Here is a 16,942-nt window from a genome sequence, read left to right as displayed (position 1 = left end):
AAATCACCCATGAGAACGGAATTTCTCAACCTCTTCCTGCGCTTTATCCAACAGTTCACGTGCGTGGGCCCGACCTGTATCTGTGTCATCAAGCCCAGCCAGCATACGAGCAAGTTCTTCCACCCGACGATCTTCTGTTAATAATTCGATTCCAGAACTTACTGATTCTTCGCTCACGTCTTTCGAAACGTGTAGATGACTGTCAGCATAAGCAGCGACTTGCGGTAAATGGGTCACCACTATCACCTGGTTATTCTGAGCCAGCCGTGCCAGCCGACGACCGATCTCTACTGCGGCACGTCCTCCTACACCTGCATCCACTTCGTCAAATACCAGCGTTGAACCGTGATTACCTGCCGACAAAATCACTTCAAGAGCTAGCATGACCCGTGATAATTCACCTCCTGAGGCAGAAGTAGCTAATGGTCGCGGATCTGCACTGGTATTCGGAGCCAATAAAAATTCGATTTCGTCGGCACCTACCTCACCACACACCACGTCATGAAGCGCTACAGAAAATACAGCCTTGGGCATGGCTAAACCATGTAGCTCTTCAGTAACTTTCTTCTCTAGGAAACTGGCAGCTTTCTTACGAGCTTTAGTTAACGCAACCGCCGCCTTCTTCATCGACAGTTCTGCGGTGGCCACCTCCTGCGCTAAATGGTTCAAGGCTTCCGGTGACGTGTCTATCGAATGAAGTTTCGCTTTTGCTCTTTCTGACCATTCCAAAACCTCGTCAATGCTGGGCGCATATTTGCGAGTTAAATTTTTCAGATCCTGTTGTCGAAGCAACAAGGAATCTAACGCTTCTGGGTCGGCAGGCAATTCGGACAAAAAACCACCCAATTCTGCAGCGATCTGCGATAATTCGGCGGTTACAGTGTCTAACCGAAGCTGTAATTCTTTTAAGTGAGGATCGGAACTATTGCGCAAAAAGCCACTGGCTTGCCCGAGCAAATCAGACGCACCTTCGCTCTCAGAACCGCCGCTAAACCCAAAATCTGTTAGTCCGCCGGTTCCGTCGATAGCCCCTAAAGCATTCACAGCCTGTTCTCTAAGTTCGTCAACATCCTGCAAACGTCGAATATCAGACACGAGTTGTTCATCTTCACCTGGTTGCGGATCGATATCGTCGATTTCTGATATTGCGAATTGCAGGCGATCTACTTCCTGCGCGAGTTCACGACGAGACGCAGTTCGTTTTGCTAGATCGCGATCCAACTTCCGCCATTGTTGATACGCTTTTTTGTATTTTTCTAACAGCGGAAGGATTTTCGGGTCGACACGATCCAATGCAGCAAGCTGTCTATCCGGTGACAGCAACCGTAATTGGTCGTTTTGCCCGTGGATGGTCAAAAGTTCACTTGTGAAGTCACCCAAAATGGAAGCTGGCACAGCCCGACCACCTAAGTGTGCGCGGGACCTCCCCGCAGAGCTAACGATCCGTGACGCTATGAATTCCCCGTTTTCATCTGGCTGCCCACCCGCCTGCGCAACGATAGCCTCTGCATGTGACGCTACCGCCTCCTGCGTGCGGGTTAGCACGAAGCGCCCTTCAACGACAGCATTTTCGGCACCAGTGCGTACCCGACTCGCGTCAGCCCGTCCACCGATCAGTAACCGAAGACCGGTGACAAACATGGTCTTACCGGCACCTGTTTCGCCGGTAAGCACGGTCAGTCCATTACTAAGTTCTACACGTTCCCTAGGAATGACTCCTAGGTTTTCAATCGCAATATCAGCGAGCATGTCAACATGGTACCGCAGCTTCGCTTTTACTGCGAACATTTGTACTAAGTATCAGGGCGTGTTTCGTTTCTTTGCTGGCCCGCGCCAACCATCCACCGGCAACCGAAGTTTAGAAACTAGCCGGTCAGTAAAGGGGCGTTGATCCAATCGCACCCATTTAATACTCCGCTTACCCCGTATAACTTCCACTCGGGAGCCAGGAGGCATGTCGATTCTACGAAATCCATCCATCACAACTACGGCTGGGAATGATTCAGACCGGGATTCGATTGCCACAACTGATTGTGGGCTAACTACAAGTGGTTTGGTAAACAGCGCATGCGCGTTATTTGGAACTACCAAAATCGCATCCAATTCCGGCCATAGAACCGGTCCACCAGCGGAAAATGCATAAGCTGTTGAACCGGTTGGAGTTGAAACCAAAATTCCATCACAGCCAAACGCATTAACCGGACGGCCATCAACTTCTAAAATTGCATCCAATACACCACTGCGATTCTGGTTTTCTACGCTTACTTCATTAAGCGCCCAGCCTGTTCCGATCAAATCTCCTTCTGCATTGTGGACTTCCACATCGATTGTCATTCGTTCCTCAATACGAAACTCGCCACTAATAACACGCTTCACGGCTTCATCAAGGGAATCTCGCTCCCATTCGGCAAGGAATCCGATATGTCCCAAATTAATGCCCAGAACAGGAAGGTCGGCATGATGAGCCAAGTCGGCTGCCCGCAAGAAGGTACCGTCACCGCCCATGACCAATACAAAATCGACCCCATCTACGGCTTCAGGACAATGGGATGTTTTTTCAAACAGACTAAGAATCGGGTGTGTTGGGATGATTTGGTCCTTTTCATGAACCAAAATACGAACCGCGATATTGGCGTCGTAAAGCAATTCTGCCGCAAGCGCCGCTGTAGCAACGTTTGACCGCCGACCAGAATGCGGAACTAATAGAACCTTACGAGGAGTACTAGAATCTTCGACCATTACTGAGGTCCTTCCGACACAGCCGCAGCAACCATTTGTTGTAGTTGCTCGGAGTCCATCATCGTGGCACCACCATCCTTGACTAGCCACAGGAAATACTCCACATTGCCGCTAGGTCCCGGTAATGGAGAAGCAACCACCCGTTTCAAGGATAACCCTAGCTCCTGAGCAAATGCAGCAACTTCTGCGGTGGCTTTCATACGCAAGTCAGCGCTGCGTACAACGCCGCCAGCTCCTAATCGATCTTTGCCTACCTCAAATTGCGGTTTTACCATTGGCAGCAAATCAGCACCGTCTTTGAGGCAATTCGCGATTGCAGGCAGTACGAGTTTTAAAGAAATAAACGACAAGTCACCGACCATCATGTCGCACAAACCACCACATGTTTCTTCGGTCAGATTACGAATATTGGTTCGGTCCACTACCGTGACCTTAGGGTCATTAGCAAGACGCCAGATTAACTGACCGTAACCAACATCAACTGCAACGACCTCTTGTGCACCACGCCGCAGTAAAACATCAGTAAACCCCCCTGTAGATGCGCCTGCATCTACTACTTTCTTACCCGCAATGCTTAGCCCTAGAGGCTCGAATTCACGTAATGCTCCAAGTAACTTGTGCGCTCCCCGCGATGCCCAATCCTCACTAGCCTCACCCTCAATCCGAATAGATACATCCGAAGAGACTTGAGTTGCGGGTTTTGTTGCTAGAATCCCTTGAACGAAAACCCGTTCTTCCTTGATTAATTTCTGTGCATGCTCCCGTGATCGGACAATTTTACGACGCACCAATTCAGCATCCAAGCGTTTAAGTGAAGCCATTAACCGAATTCCTTACTTATTGCAATGCTTGTTGGAGCACATCGTGGGCTGCAGATAGTTGTTGTGCCTCCTCCGATAGCGAATTAACCGGCTGATCAAGAATAACATTTAGCTTTTCGACGATCTCCGTTGGCGACTGCACACCCTGAACAACAGATAGCGGCGTAGGCTTCGGAGAAGTCATTAGGCCCCCCACAATTTCAAGGCTTTTTCAGCTTTTTCACCATCTGCGATGACTTTTCCATCAAATGTAAAACCGTCACGCCAAGCCAGTGACAACACACTGCGAAGCGCGGCTTCTGGGTTTCCACTACCTTCGGCAATGCGAATATCTTTACCATCAAGAGTTACGCGATAGTCACCTTGGATACCAGGCATCAGCAGTTCCGGAGCCAACGATAAACTTGAGAGATCCTTGGCAACGTATGTAGGGCGCTGCGTTACAGGGGCATACACTAGAGACCAATGCTTAGAAACACCGGTTAGTACATGAAATGTGTCCATCCCGGCAGCGACGCCACCTGCAATATCAGTGTTCAGCCGATCTCCTACAGCCAGCGGCCTCTCAGAAGAAAGCCGCCGCGCAGCTGACTGAAACATTGCTGGCTCAGGTTTGCCCGCTGAAGTTGGATGCACTCCGGTGGCTGCGACCACTGCCGCAACCATAGAACCGTTTCCCACCATCAACCCACGTTCCATCGGCAAAGTCGTGTCCAAGTTTGAAGCAAAATACAACGCACCGCGTTGAATACTCAATGCTGCCTCAGAAAGCTGTGACCAGCCTGTTTCAGGATTATGTCCGTGAAGAACCGCTGCGGGACTATCATCGGCGGAATCTACTACACGAAAACCGGCCTGGACTGCCAAGGTCTTAAACGATTCCGCACCCAACACATAGACCGAAGCACCAGGTTCGAGATTTAAAAGTGCCAAGTCTATAGCTGCCTGAGCGGAGGTTAATACCTGTTGTTCCGTAGCAGACACACCCAAAGATTTCAGTATCTCGGCCACGGCTTCTGGGCCTCGGGAAGCATTATTGGTTATGTACATCACCGGAATCTGCGACGAATTCAACAGAGATTCCGCGTGCGGCAAGAGCCTGCCGCCTTCCCAAACTGTACCGTCCAAATCAAAAAGCAAGCTGTCGTAGCGATCAAGCACTGTTGAATTCATAACCAATATCCTACAAGAACAAATCTCTAATTAAGCTCAGCAATTCGTTCCCGTGCATCTAGATACTCGTCTGGATCTTGAGCAGCAGCGTTTTCAAACCATGTCCGTGCCTCTGGTACCCGTCCTGCCGCAAGCAACGCATCCGCATAGGCATAGGACAACCGAGCCCAGGACAGTGCGATCTTAGATGGATCAGGTTTTAGTTCTTCTAAAGCTATAATTGCCGAATCTACCTGCCCTAAATCCTGCCGTGCCCCAGACACAACAATACCCAACTCAATTCGATCAGCAATTGAAAGCGAACTTAAATCTTCTGTCTTCGCCAGTTCAATGGCCTTTTCTGGCCGACCTAGCCCACGCTCGCAATCAGCCATGACAGCTAGTAGTCCAGGTCCGCCGCTCATCCGCCTAGCAGCACGTAGTTCCGATAAAGCTTCCTTCCACTCGCCAGCATGATAGGCTGCGATTCCGCAGGTTTCACGCACAACTGAAACTCGGCCAGCGCGGTCCTTTGCAGTGCGAGCATGACGTAGCGCTAATTGTGGATCATCTTCCATCAACAGTGCTGCCATAAGCATGTGCTTTGCAACAGCCGTACTATTTTCTTTAGAAAGCACTTTCAAATCTTGCAAAACTAGCGGATCCAAATCACGAATGTCGAGATCTGACGGCAGATCAGGCTCGTTAACCCGCTTATTAATGCGCTCTTCCCGATAGCCTGGACGTTGTGCATGAATCACAGATTTGTTCCGCTTTGAGCCACCGCGATTTGAGTGGCGACGGTCATCCGAACCGTGGCGGCGACCTCGATTCCTATCATCGCGGCGACCTGTCTCCCCGCCAAAGCCCTCTTCTCGGCGATCTCGATCTTTATTAAAAGAACGCTGGTGGTTGCGCTTCTTGAAATCACCAGATCGAGAGGAACCGCCATGGCGATCCGAATCATGATTGCCTCGTGAGTGGGAAGACCGACTCTTGTTGTGATCTGCCATGTTTTTCCTGTTTCTTGTGCATAAACGAAAGCGTGATGTATTGATTTCCGTTGTGGGTTTATCGATACATCACGCTTTCTTGTTCACTGTTAAGTTTTTTGGTCGGCGGTGTCTTACTCTCCCACAAACTTCCGTTTGCAGTACCATCAGCGCTGTCGGGCTTAGCTTCCGGGTTCGGGATGGGTCCGGGCGTGTCCCCGACGCTATTGCCACCGACACGATCATTATTATTATTGTTGTTTTTGTTTTGTGGTGGTGTTGTGTCAGATACTGTGTAGTGGACGCGGTTTTTTGTGTTTGTTTTGTTTGGGTTGTTTTGGGTGGTGTTTGTGGGTGTATTAGTACCAGTCACCTGAGCATATTACTATGCGTGCAGTTCTGGCCTATCGACCCGGTAGTCTTCCGGGCACCTCATTAGTGAAACCTCATCTTAGAACAGGCTTCCCGCTTAGATGCTTTCAGCGGTTATCCTTTCCGTACGTAGCTAACCAGCTGTGCCACTGGCGTGACAACTGGCACACTAGAGGTACGTCCGTCCCGGTCCTCTCGTACTAGGGACAGCTTTCTTCAAGTTTCTACGCGCGCGGCGGATAGAGACCGAACTGTCTCACGACGTTCTAAACCCAGCTCGCGTGCCGCTTTAATGGGCGAACAGCCCAACCCTTGGGACCTACTCCAGCCCCAGGATGCGACGAGCCGACATCGAGGTGCCAAACCATCCCGTCGATATGGACTCTTGGGGAAGATCAGCCTGTTATCCCCGGGGTACCTTTTATCCGTTGAGCGACACCACTTCCACATGTAGGTGCCGGATCACTAGTCCCTACTTTCGTACCTGCTTGAGTTGTCACTCTCACAGTCAAGCTCCCTTGTGCACTTACACTCTCACACCTGATTGCCAACCAGGCTGAGGGAACCTTTGGGCGCCTCCGTTACGTTTTAGGAGGCAACCGCCCCAGTTAAACTACCCACCAGGCACTGTCCCCAACCCAGATCATGGGCCAAGGTTAAGGTGCTCAATCCGATCAGAGTGGTATTTCACTTGATGACTCCACCGGCACTGGCGTGCCGGGTTCGTAGTCTCCCACCTATGCTACACAAACCGAACCAAACACCAATACCAAGCTATAGTGAAGGTCCCGGGGTCTTTTCGTCCTGCCGCGCGTAACGAGCATCTTTACTCGTAGTGCAATTTCACCGGGCCTGTGGTTGAGACAGCAGGGAAGTCGTTACGCCATTCGTGCAGGTCGGAACTTACCCGACAAGGAATTTCGCTACCTTAGGATGGTTATAGTTACCACCGCCGTTTACTGGGGCTTAAATTCTCCGCTTCGCAACACAAAGTGTTACTAACAGGTCCTCTTAACCTTCCAGCACCGGGCAGGCGTCAGTCCGTATACATCAACTTCCACGTTTTCGCACGGACCTGTGTTTTTAATAAACAGTCGCTTCCCTCTCTTCTCTGCGACCACCACCAGCTCACATCAGTCTGTCACCAGCAGTGGTCCCCCTTCTCCCGAAGTTACGGGGGCATTTTGCCGAGTTCCTTAACCACAGTTCACCCGAACGCCTTAGTATTCTCTACCTGACCACCTGTGTCGGTTATGGGTACGGGCCATATACACACTCACTAGAGGCTTTTCTCGGCAGCATAGGATCACCAACATCCCCACACATACGTGGGTACGCATCACGCCTCACCCAACATGTAGAACGGATTTACCTATCCTACGGGCCACACGCTTACACCACAATCCAATAAGTGGCTCGGCTACCTTCCTGCGTCACCCCATCGTTTAACTACTACCCACGAAGGTCCCACGCACCATGAAACAACACCATGAAAAACACAGTCTCATCCCACAAATGGGTGGTTAGTACCATGGATTCATTAGGGGCGCATGTATACGGGTACCAGAATATCAACTGGTTATCCATCGACTACGCCTGTCGGCCTCGCCTTAGGTCCCGACTCACCCTGGGAAGATTAGCTTGACCCAGGAACCCTTAGTCATCCGGCGGATATGTTTCTCACATATCATTCGTTACTCATGCCTGCATTCTCACTCGCACACACTCCACACCACGGTCACCCAGATGCTTCACAGCTGTGCACGACGCTCCCCTACCCAACCACCACACACAAAAAACATATGATGGTTGCCGCGGCTTCGGCGGTGTACTTGAGCCCCGCTACATTGTCGGCGCAGAACCACTCGACCAGTGAGCTATTACGCACTCTTTCAAGGATGGCTGCTTCTAAGCCAACCTCCTGGCTGTCTTCGCGATCCCACATCCTTTCCCACTTAGTACACTCTTAGGGGCCTTAACCGGCGATCTGGGCTGTTTCCCTCTCGACCAACGGAGCTTATCCCCCGCAGTCTCACTGCCATGCTTACACTTCACCGGCATTCGGAGTTTGGCTGACATTGCTAAGATTGTAGTCCCGCTCAACCAACCAGTAGCTCTACCTCCAGGAAGAAACACACAACGCTGCACCTAAATGCATTTCGGGGAGAACCAGCTATCACGGAGTTTGATTGGCCTTTCACCCCTACCCACAGCTCATCCCCTCAGTTTTCAACCTAAGTGGGTTCGCGCCTCCACAGCATCTTACTGCTGCTTCACACTGGCCATGGGTAGATCACCCCGCTTCGGGTCCAAGACATGCCACTCAACACACCCTCATTAGGATTCGCTTTCGCTACGACTACCCCACACACGGGTTAACCTCGCGACATGCCGTTGACTCGCAGGCTCATTCTTCAAAAGGCACGCCATCACCCCACACAAAAAAGAGAGGGCTCTGACGGATTGTAGGCACACGGTTTCAGGTACTCTTTCACTCCCCTCCCGGGGTACTTTTCACCATTCCCTCACGGTACTTAATCCGCTATCGGTCACACTAAGTATTTAGGCTTACCGGGTGGTCCCGGCAGATTCACAGCAGATTCCACGAGCCCGCTGCTACTCGGGCACCCAACCAACCACACGCACACATGCATTCACGTACAGGACTCTCACCCTCTCCGGTAGGCGATTCCACACCACTTCCGCTTACACACACACGCACAGCAAAACGTCAACAGCCGTCTTATAAGTCAGGCCCCACAACCCCGCACACACAACCCCTGTCAAGTATCACATGCATACGGTTTAGCCTCCTCCACGTTCGCTCGCCACTACTAGCAGAATCACATATTGTTTTCTCCTCCTACGGGTACTGAGATGTTTCACTTCCCCGCGTCAACCCCCACACCAGCTATACATTCACTGATGGGTGACCACACATAACCATGGCCAGGTTTCCCCATTCGGACACCCTCGGATCAACGCTCGATTGGCAACTCCCCGAGGCATATCGCAGCCTTCCACGTCCTTCATCGGCTTAGCATGCCAAGGCATCCACCGTGCGCCCTTACACAACAACACACAAATGAACCAAACAAAAAACACTAAAACACAAAAAAGAAAAAACACACCACACCCACACACAAACATGCATGGGCACAATGCTCGCGTCCACTATACAGTTCTCACACAACACAACCTGCAACCTGCCACCACCCACACAGGCAGCACCAGACCACAGGCACCACACGGAACAACACACGTCATCCCAGACACCCAACAGCACACCAACACACAAAAGTTTCTCTACACAGTCATCTTCTATACCGCTGCTTCTCATCATGACAACCCCCACCCAGCACACACACAACGCATGCACCACACAACAGGGGCGGTTATGCTCCACCTGGATTAAACAAAAATACTCACAAAACGAGCACCACAACCACAACACGTGGCCAAAAAAACATGCTCCTTAGAAAGGAGGTGATCCAGCCGCACCTTCCGGTACGGCTACCTTGTTACGACTTCGTCCCAATCGCCAATCCCACCTTCGACCACTCCCTCCCCAAAAAGGGGTTAGGCCATGGGCTTCGGGTGTTACCAACTTTCATGACGTGACGGGCGGTGTGTACAAGGCCCGGGAACGTATTCACCGCAGCGTTGCTGATCTGCGATTACTAGCGACTCCGACTTCATGGGGTCGAGTTGCAGACCCCAATCCGAACTGAGGCCGACTTTCAGCGATTCGCTCACCCTCACAGGCTCGCAACGCGTTGTACCGACCATTGTAGCATGTGTGAAGCCCTGGACGTAAGGGGCATGATGATTTGACGTCATCCCCACCTTCCTCCGAGTTAACCCCGGCAGTCTCTCATGAGTCCCCACCACCACGTGCTGGCAACATAAGACAAGGGTTGCGCTCGTTGCGGGACTTAACCCAACATCTCACGACACGAGCTGACGACAACCATGCACCACCTGTACACCAACCACAAAAGGGAAAACGTATCTCTACGCCGATCTGGTGTATGTCAAGCCCAGGTAAGGTTCTTCGCGTTGCATCGAATTAATCCACATGCTCCGCCGCTTGTGCGGGCCCCCGTCAATTCCTTTGAGTTTTAGCCTTGCGGCCGTACTCCCCAGGCGGGGCGCTTAATGCGTTAGCTACGGCACAGAAATCGTGGAAGACCCCTACACCTAGCGCCCACCGTTTACAGCATGGACTACCAGGGTATCTAATCCTGTTCGCTCCCCATGCTTTCGCTCCTCAGCGTCAGTTACTGCCCAGAGACCTGCCTTCGCCATCGGTGTTCCTCCTGATATCTGCGCATTCCACCGCTACACCAGGAATTCCAGTCTCCCCTACAGCACTCCAGTTATGCCCGTATCGCCTGCAACCCCGAAGTTAAGCCCCGGTATTTCACAGACGACGCAACAAACCACCTACGAGCTCTTTACGCCCAGTAATTCCGGACAACGCTCGCACCCTACGTATTACCGCGGCTGCTGGCACGTAGTTAGCCGGTGCTTCTTCTACAGGTACCGTCACCTTAAAAAGGCTTCGTCCCTACCGAAAGAGGTTTACAACCCGAAGGCCGTCATCCCCCACGCGGCGTCGCTGCATCAGGCTTGCGCCCATTGTGCAATATTCCCCACTGCTGCCTCCCGTAGGAGTCTGGGCCGTATCTCAGTCCCAATGTGGCCGTCCACCCTCTCAGGCCGGCTACCCGTCGACGCCTTGGTAGGCCATTACCCCACCAACAAGCTGATAGGCCGCGGGCTCATCTCGCACCGAAAAAACTTTCCACCACCAACACTAAATGATGGTCCTATCCGGTATTAGACCCAGTTTCCCAAGCTTATCCCGAAGTACGAGGCAGATCACCCACGTGTTACTCACCCGTTCGCCACTCGAGCACCCCGCAAGCAGGGCCTTTCCGTTCGACTTGCATGTGTTAAGCACGCCGCCAGCGTTCGTCCTGAGCCAGGATCAAACTCTCCACAAAAAACAAGAACAAAAACAATTCCTGCACGGCTCTGCGAAAAGCCCAAAACCAGCAAAAAACAAACAACCAACAAAAAACAACGATCAGCCAAAACCAACCGCCATCAAAAAAATTGATCATCCAAAAAACAAAAACAGTCCCCTCACCACGTTGGACAAAAATCACAACATAAGCAAAGAAACCAACAAAAAACAACAAGCCATCAACCCATCATCTTCTGCACAGCTAGTCATTTAACAAGCAAGCCACACTTGCCAGCCACAACCAAAAGCCACAACAAAAAACAACAAGAAAACAACCAAAAAAACAAAAGTACATTGGCACACTATTGAGTTCTCAAACAACATGACCACCACCCCACCCCACACAAACAACGCGCAGAATAAAAATGGAGACAATAACCGAAAACCCTACCCCAAGACCAACACAAACGTCAACCCCAACAAGATAAGATTCCCACACCACCAGCACCGCCGGCGACTCGCTATAACTTACACACCCCCACAACAAACAACAAACCCCCAGCACAACACCATAAAATCAATACGAAGAATGGATCCAAAACAAATCAGTGGCCGTCGAAAAGCTCTCAAGCGCATTTCAACGGCCACCTACACCTGCAAATCAAGTTACGAATACTTCTTCAGCTGTTTGCCCAGAATCATGAATAATTGGAAGAAACCAATCGTCAAGATGATGTGTCCGAACCCTGAAACTCCTGCTAAGGCTGGTGACATCGTGAAATTCGGTTCGAGCACTTGATTAATTCCTTTGACTACCATGAATGCGGTGGTCCAAAGAACACCTACGTTGTAGACGATAAAGAAAATGGTGAACTGCTTATGTTCATGCAGTTTGAATACTGCGGAGAGCGCAAGGAGGACTAGGAACATAATTGTTCCTAGAACAAGTAAGTGGGTGTGAAGGGTGGAAAGCCGGGTTACCCCTACGAAATCTTGGGCACGTGTGAACTCACGGTAGAAAACACCAGCAAGTAAACCAAGCACTGTATACGACGCAGCAGAGGCGAATAGTTTTTGCATAACAATATTTTGCGTGAACGCAAGCAGAATCCGCATTACCGAACTGGTTGTTTTACCAATCAATCGTTCGGTTGAGAAAGCCCAAGCAATGAACGAAAACGCATGATTCAGCAAAAAGGTAAAGCGGTGACTATTGATATCCCAATAGTCACCGCTTATGCAGTTCAGGACCTTAAAGTGTGGTTGGGCTAGACAAATCGCACTCCGGCAAAGTTCTTTTTCCCCTTGCGTAAAACTAACCAATTACCATGCAACAAATCTGATGCGGCAGGCTCCCACGTATCCGAATCGATCCGAACGTTATTCGCGTAGGCGCCTCCTTCTTTGATGGTACGTCGGGCTGCGCCTTTTGAGTTGGCTAAGCCTGTTGCAACCAAAAGATCCGTGATGCTACGAGGATCTTCTGCTCCGATTTCGGCTATCGGGGTTTCAGAGAGCACTCCACGCAATGTAGATTCATCCAATTCACTGATATCGGCGCGACCAAAAAGCGCTTGCGCCGCAAGTTCAACTGCTTCAGTTGCCGCTGCACCGTGCACCAAAGTAGTCATTTCCTGTGCAAGTCGGCGTTGGGCCTCGCGAAGGTGTGGGCGCTCAGCAACCGCAGTTTCATATTCCACGATTTCGTCTTGGCTTAGGAATGTGAACCACCGCAGGTAGTCAATAACCACTGTGTCGCCAGCGTTAAGGAAATACTGGTACCAAGAATAGGGGGACGTAAGTTCCGGATCGAGCCATAGTTTTCCGCCGCCTGTGGATTTACCAAACTTCGCACCGGAAGCGTCAGTGACCAATGGGACCGTGAGTGCATGAACTTTCTTCTGGTTCATGCGACGGTTAAGGTCGACGCCGGACACAATGTTCCCCCATTGATCCCCGCCGCCAATCTGCAGTACACAATTGTACTGCCGATTAAGGTGCACGTAGTCGTAGGATTGCAGTAGCATGTAGGAAAATTCAGTGTAGGAAATGCCATCGTTTTCCAAGCGTCGTTTGACTGTGTCACGATCAAGCATGGTGTTCAACGAGAAGTTTTTGCCAAGATCCCGAAGGAACTCGATCAGGCTCATTTTGCCAAGCCAATCAGCATTGTTCACCATGATTGCTTTATCCTCGGCATAATCAATGAACCTGCGAATCTGTTCTTTGATCGACTCAACGTTCACTTGCACTTCTGCGTCGGAGAGCATGGACCGTTCCCCTACATCACGAGGATCGCCGATCATTCCGGTGGCACCACCGGCGAGTGTAATGATCCGATGCCCAGCTTGTTGAAACCGCTTTAACATGATGAGCGGAACGAGGTGACCAGCGTGCAACGAAGCACCGGTCGGGTCAAAACCGCAATAAAGGGTGATCGGAGATTCACATGCTTGACGTAATTCTTCCAGATCAGTGGATTGGTTGATGAGGCCACGCCACGAGAGCTCATCGATGATATTCATATTCTTGAAGTCTTTCTAAACAGTATGGAGCGTTTTCCTACTTTTTCGGCCAGTCGATTGCTTCATCAGAAAGCATCACTGGGATCCCATCATCAATGCGATAGGCAATCTTGAGGCGCGGATTTACAAGAACTTGTTCTTCTTCGATATATTCCAGCGGCCCTTTGTCACGTGGACAAGCCAATACCTCAAGCAATTTCGGATCCATACTCATACCGGATTACCCTAGTCGATTGGTCTTAAACTTTCCGAATGCTTTTCGACGCAGCCTTGAAGAAACGCGATCACCATCATGCTGCCGCGCTTACGTACCACAAAATCCACTACTGTTTTTCCGCGTAATTACCAGCGGAAAATCCAGTTCCGGCTCTTAAGAACTGTGCGGCTGTAGTTCGCTTTTGTTTCCGGCGAATCTAGCTTCAGGTCTGGACATAAAAGTTGATGTTCCAAAGCAAGCAGGTTTTCCTGTTCAGTTGAAAGCTGCAATTTAGGGACCTGAAGTTTAAGACAGTTATTTCCCATTGCCATGAGAACCGCTCCGAAGCGCTCCTGCCAACTGGCAAGAACAGAAGAAATTATTGCGGGTGAAATTCCTCGATGCCCGGCACCGATCCACCCTATGTGCGCCGGAACATCTGCTGGCGAGTATGCGGCAACTGTTAGGAGCTTTTCGCCAGAACCGATATCGGGTGGGATATAGCTAAACTCCGAATTGGTTTCACAGCCAGCCGCTAAACCGAAAAATGTGAGATCGTGCAGCCGCGTTAATTCCATAAAAGCTTCCAGTGTGGAAGAAGAAATCCCAACGCTGTCGAGTTGGCAGGTAACGGTCGGATCAAAATCGTCCGTGATTATCATCGGCCAGATCCTAAGTTCGGAATACCCCAGCACGAACTCTTGCCATATTGTGTCGAAACCACCACCTACGTGGATATTCCCCACAAAGAGCCGCCGGGGTCCATTCGCCTCAACTGCCAACGCAGGTTCCACGGGGTATCCGAAGTTCGGCAGCCCTTTGCAATATCGTGAGGCATTACACCAGTCAATGTCGAACGAAAGCGGGATTTCCTTGTAGCCACCATCAGCTGTCTGCGGCCACCGACGCTTTTTCAAAAGGCTCTTTCGGTGCTTTTTCATATTTGTACATGCAAACTGAAACAGCCAGCGTTAAAAGCCCGCCCAATTCAGCTTGATTTGATGTTTTCCTTGCTATATCACTAAACGCGTTCCCATTCGGCAACCACGTTTTCCGTACCCGGAATCGCTGCCAATACAGTAATAACTTCGTCTTTCTTTGCTGAACATTCCTTATATGCAAGTGAGTACACTTGCTCAAATAAGTCGAGGCCTTCGCCTTCCATGAACTCTTCGACCTCCGATGCGTCCTCAAGTGCGAGAAATTCGTTATACAACTCTTGGTCTATTTCAACATCTCCGTAATCCTGGCCACTGGCATCGCGCAAGGATTCGCCAAGATAGGTAAGAAAATCGATAACTCCAGTGCGGGCGTTCTCATTCGTGATTTCCCCGCCTTTCAAGGCGTCCACAAGAAAATCAAGAACCGGGGTGGCCGCATGAGAGACCGTTGACTGATGGACAATGGCGCTATCTAAATAGTGCAGCGCAGAGGCAATCGCCTGATCATCGTCACCTAGCAATGACCGAAGGTGATCTGGAGCTGCCGTCGCAGCACCATAGGCGTCGAGTCGACCACGCCACAGTTGCGCGTCGTTAAGCAAACTATGATTCATCTATACTCTCCTTTTGACATATTGCAGTGTAAATGTAAAACCACTCAAATAATCGGTTTTAGAACCAAAAATTTGAGTGGTTGTTTTCACATCGATTGTGTTACACAGCCTTAGCCTGGATCACGATTACTTGCGATGATCTTTCTCACCCCGCACCGGAGTATTAGCCCACGCAAGGTATTCTGCGGTTAGGGTATCGACTCGCTGGCGTTGCTCATCAACGCGAACCTGGGCGGTACCCCCCTTGGTGGCACGAGACGCAACTGCCCCCTCAACCGTAAGCACATCCCGGACACCTGGGTGCAATCGTTTGTCAACGCTGGCAAATTCCTCGTCCGTGAGCTCATTCAAGCCGACACCGCGAGCCTCGGCAATACGAACGCATGCGCCAGATGCTTCGTGTGCCTCGCGGAATGGGACCCCCTCTCGAACCATCCATTCCGCCAGATCGGTTGCCAAAGTGTAACCAGCCGGTGCAAGTTCACGCATCCGCTCTGGGTGGAATGTTAGGGTGGAAATAAGTCCCGTCATTGCAGGAAGCAACAGATTAAGCTGAGCCACAGAATCGACAATTGGTTCTTTGTCCTCTTGGAGATCCCGGTTATAGGCCAGCGGCATTGCTTTTAAAGTGGCCATAAGCCCGCTGAGGTTTCCAATCAAGCGACCAGTCTTACCCCTGGTTAGCTCCGCTACATCGGGGTTCTTTTTCTGCGGCATAATTGAGGAGCCAGTTGACCAAGAATCGTGAAGTGTCACGTAACCAAATTCTGGTGTACACCAGGCGATGATCTCCTCAGATAGCCGCGATAGATCGATAGCTATCTGTGCAAGAACGAACGCAGTTTCCGCCGCAAAATCCCGAGATGCCGTGGCGTCTAACGAATTATCGGCTGCATCCGTGAAACCGAGTTCAAAAGCAATGGCTTCCGGATCTAGTTTTAACGATGATCCGGCCAAGGCACCAGAACCATATGGAGAAATTGCCAACCGTTTGTCCAAGTCTTGAAGACGCTCAATGTCCCGAAGCAACGGATGTACATGTGCCAGCAATGAATGAGCAAGGAGCACAGGCTGTGCCGCCTGGAAATGCGTCTTGCCCGGCATGATAACACCTGGGTGGTTAGCTGCCTGCTTCGACAGCGCACTGATCACATCGGTTAATTGGGCAGCAATATCTCGGATCGCATCCCGCACCCACATCCGGAACAGCGTTGCCACCTGATCGTTTCGTGACCGGCCAGCGCGCAACCTGCCGCCAACTCCACTTCCTACTCGATCTATCAGACCTCGTTCCATAGCCCCGTGAACGTCCTCATCCGTGGGTTCAGGGCCGAATGTTCCATTGGCTACATCTGCACCCAATTGGTCAAGACCTGCAAGCATTGTTTCTAGATCTTCATCGCTGAGTAATCCCGCTTTATGCAAAACTTTTGCATGTGCTTTAGATGCCAAAACATCATAAGGCGCAAGAACCCAATCGAAATGTGTGGAAACCGAAAGCGCGAACATCGCCTCAGCAGGGCCGCCGGAAAACCGACCACCCCACAGGGCGCCTTCGTTTGTACCGTTATGTTCCATGAAGGTATTCCTTAAAATTTAACCAAGCCCAAGAGTTACT

General features: G+C 50.8%; 11 protein-coding genes, 3 rRNA genes and 1 pseudogene. All 15 read right to left on the bottom strand.

Annotation, left to right across the window (positions count from 1 at the left end):
* Positions 1–3: 3 nt before the first annotated feature.
* The gene (gene recN, locus CMUST_RS07530; protein ID WP_047263473.1) at positions 4–1,749 is read right to left on the bottom strand and encodes a DNA repair protein RecN; all 1,746 of its coding nucleotides are present in this window, start codon (positions 1,747–1,749) and stop codon (positions 4–6) included.
* A gap of 51 nt (positions 1,750–1,800) precedes the next feature.
* Positions 1,801–2,739 carry an NAD kinase gene (locus CMUST_RS07525; protein WP_047261997.1) on the bottom strand — a complete coding sequence of 313 codons (939 nt, stop codon included), beginning with the start codon at positions 2,737–2,739 and terminating at the stop codon, positions 1,801–1,803.
* Positions 2,739–3,560 carry a TlyA family RNA methyltransferase gene (locus CMUST_RS07520; protein ID WP_047261996.1) on the bottom strand — a complete coding sequence of 274 codons (822 nt, stop codon included), beginning with the start codon at positions 3,558–3,560 and terminating at the stop codon, positions 2,739–2,741. The genes CMUST_RS07525 and CMUST_RS07520 overlap by 1 nt, the downstream gene beginning before the upstream one ends.
* Positions 3,561–3,576: 16 nt before the next feature.
* Entirely contained in the window at positions 3,577–3,744 is a 168-nt protein-coding gene (locus tag CMUST_RS16795) for a hypothetical protein (RefSeq protein ID WP_158408210.1), read from the bottom strand.
* A complete protein-coding gene (locus tag CMUST_RS07515) occupies positions 3,744–4,733 on the bottom strand; it encodes an HAD-IIA family hydrolase (RefSeq protein WP_047261995.1) in 990 nt (329 codons plus the stop codon). The genes CMUST_RS16795 and CMUST_RS07515 overlap by 1 nt, the downstream gene beginning before the upstream one ends.
* Before the next feature lie 26 nt (positions 4,734–4,759).
* Positions 4,760–5,737: pseudogene (locus CMUST_RS07510) on the bottom strand (hypothetical protein); the annotation flags it as partial.
* Between the two features lie 88 nt (positions 5,738–5,825).
* Positions 5,826–5,942 (bottom strand): 5S ribosomal RNA (rrf, locus tag CMUST_RS07500).
* Positions 5,943–6,043: 101 nt separating this feature from the next.
* Positions 6,044–9,157, bottom strand: a 23S ribosomal RNA gene (locus CMUST_RS07495).
* A 398-nt stretch (positions 9,158–9,555) separates the two neighbouring features.
* Positions 9,556–11,085, bottom strand: a 16S ribosomal RNA gene (locus tag CMUST_RS07485).
* The 16S, 23S and 5S rRNA genes sit together here, the layout of an rRNA operon.
* Positions 11,086–11,714: 629 nt before the next feature.
* Positions 11,715–12,128, bottom strand: coding sequence for a DUF2871 domain-containing protein (locus CMUST_RS07480; protein WP_047263471.1), 414 nt, complete (start codon positions 12,126–12,128; stop codon positions 11,715–11,717).
* Between the two features lie 188 nt (positions 12,129–12,316).
* Complete coding sequence (gene tyrS, locus CMUST_RS07475) at positions 12,317–13,573, bottom strand: tyrosine--tRNA ligase (protein ID WP_047261993.1); 1,257 nt, start codon at positions 13,571–13,573, stop codon at positions 12,317–12,319.
* Between the two features lie 37 nt (positions 13,574–13,610).
* On the bottom strand, positions 13,611–13,787 hold the full coding sequence (locus CMUST_RS07470) for a Trm112 family protein (protein WP_047261992.1): 177 nt from the start codon (positions 13,785–13,787) through the stop codon (positions 13,611–13,613).
* A 128-nt stretch (positions 13,788–13,915) separates the two neighbouring features.
* Complete coding sequence (locus tag CMUST_RS07465) at positions 13,916–14,710, bottom strand: DUF4253 domain-containing protein (protein ID WP_047261991.1); 795 nt, start codon at positions 14,708–14,710, stop codon at positions 13,916–13,918.
* Positions 14,711–14,790: 80 nt separating this feature from the next.
* The gene (locus CMUST_RS07460) at positions 14,791–15,324 is read right to left on the bottom strand and encodes a hypothetical protein (RefSeq protein ID WP_047261990.1); all 534 of its coding nucleotides are present in this window, start codon (positions 15,322–15,324) and stop codon (positions 14,791–14,793) included.
* Positions 15,325–15,450: 126 nt separating this feature from the next.
* Positions 15,451–16,902: an argininosuccinate lyase gene (argH, locus tag CMUST_RS07455; RefSeq protein ID WP_047261989.1), complete on the bottom strand. Its 1,452-nt coding sequence runs from the start codon at positions 16,900–16,902 to the stop codon at positions 15,451–15,453.
* Positions 16,903–16,942 lie beyond the last annotated feature (40 nt).

Origin of the sequence: Corynebacterium mustelae (assembly GCF_001020985.1) — a bacterium.
Lineage (GTDB): Bacteria > Actinomycetota > Actinomycetes > Mycobacteriales > Mycobacteriaceae > Corynebacterium > Corynebacterium mustelae.
This window is presented reverse-complemented; position numbering and strand designations above follow the sequence as displayed.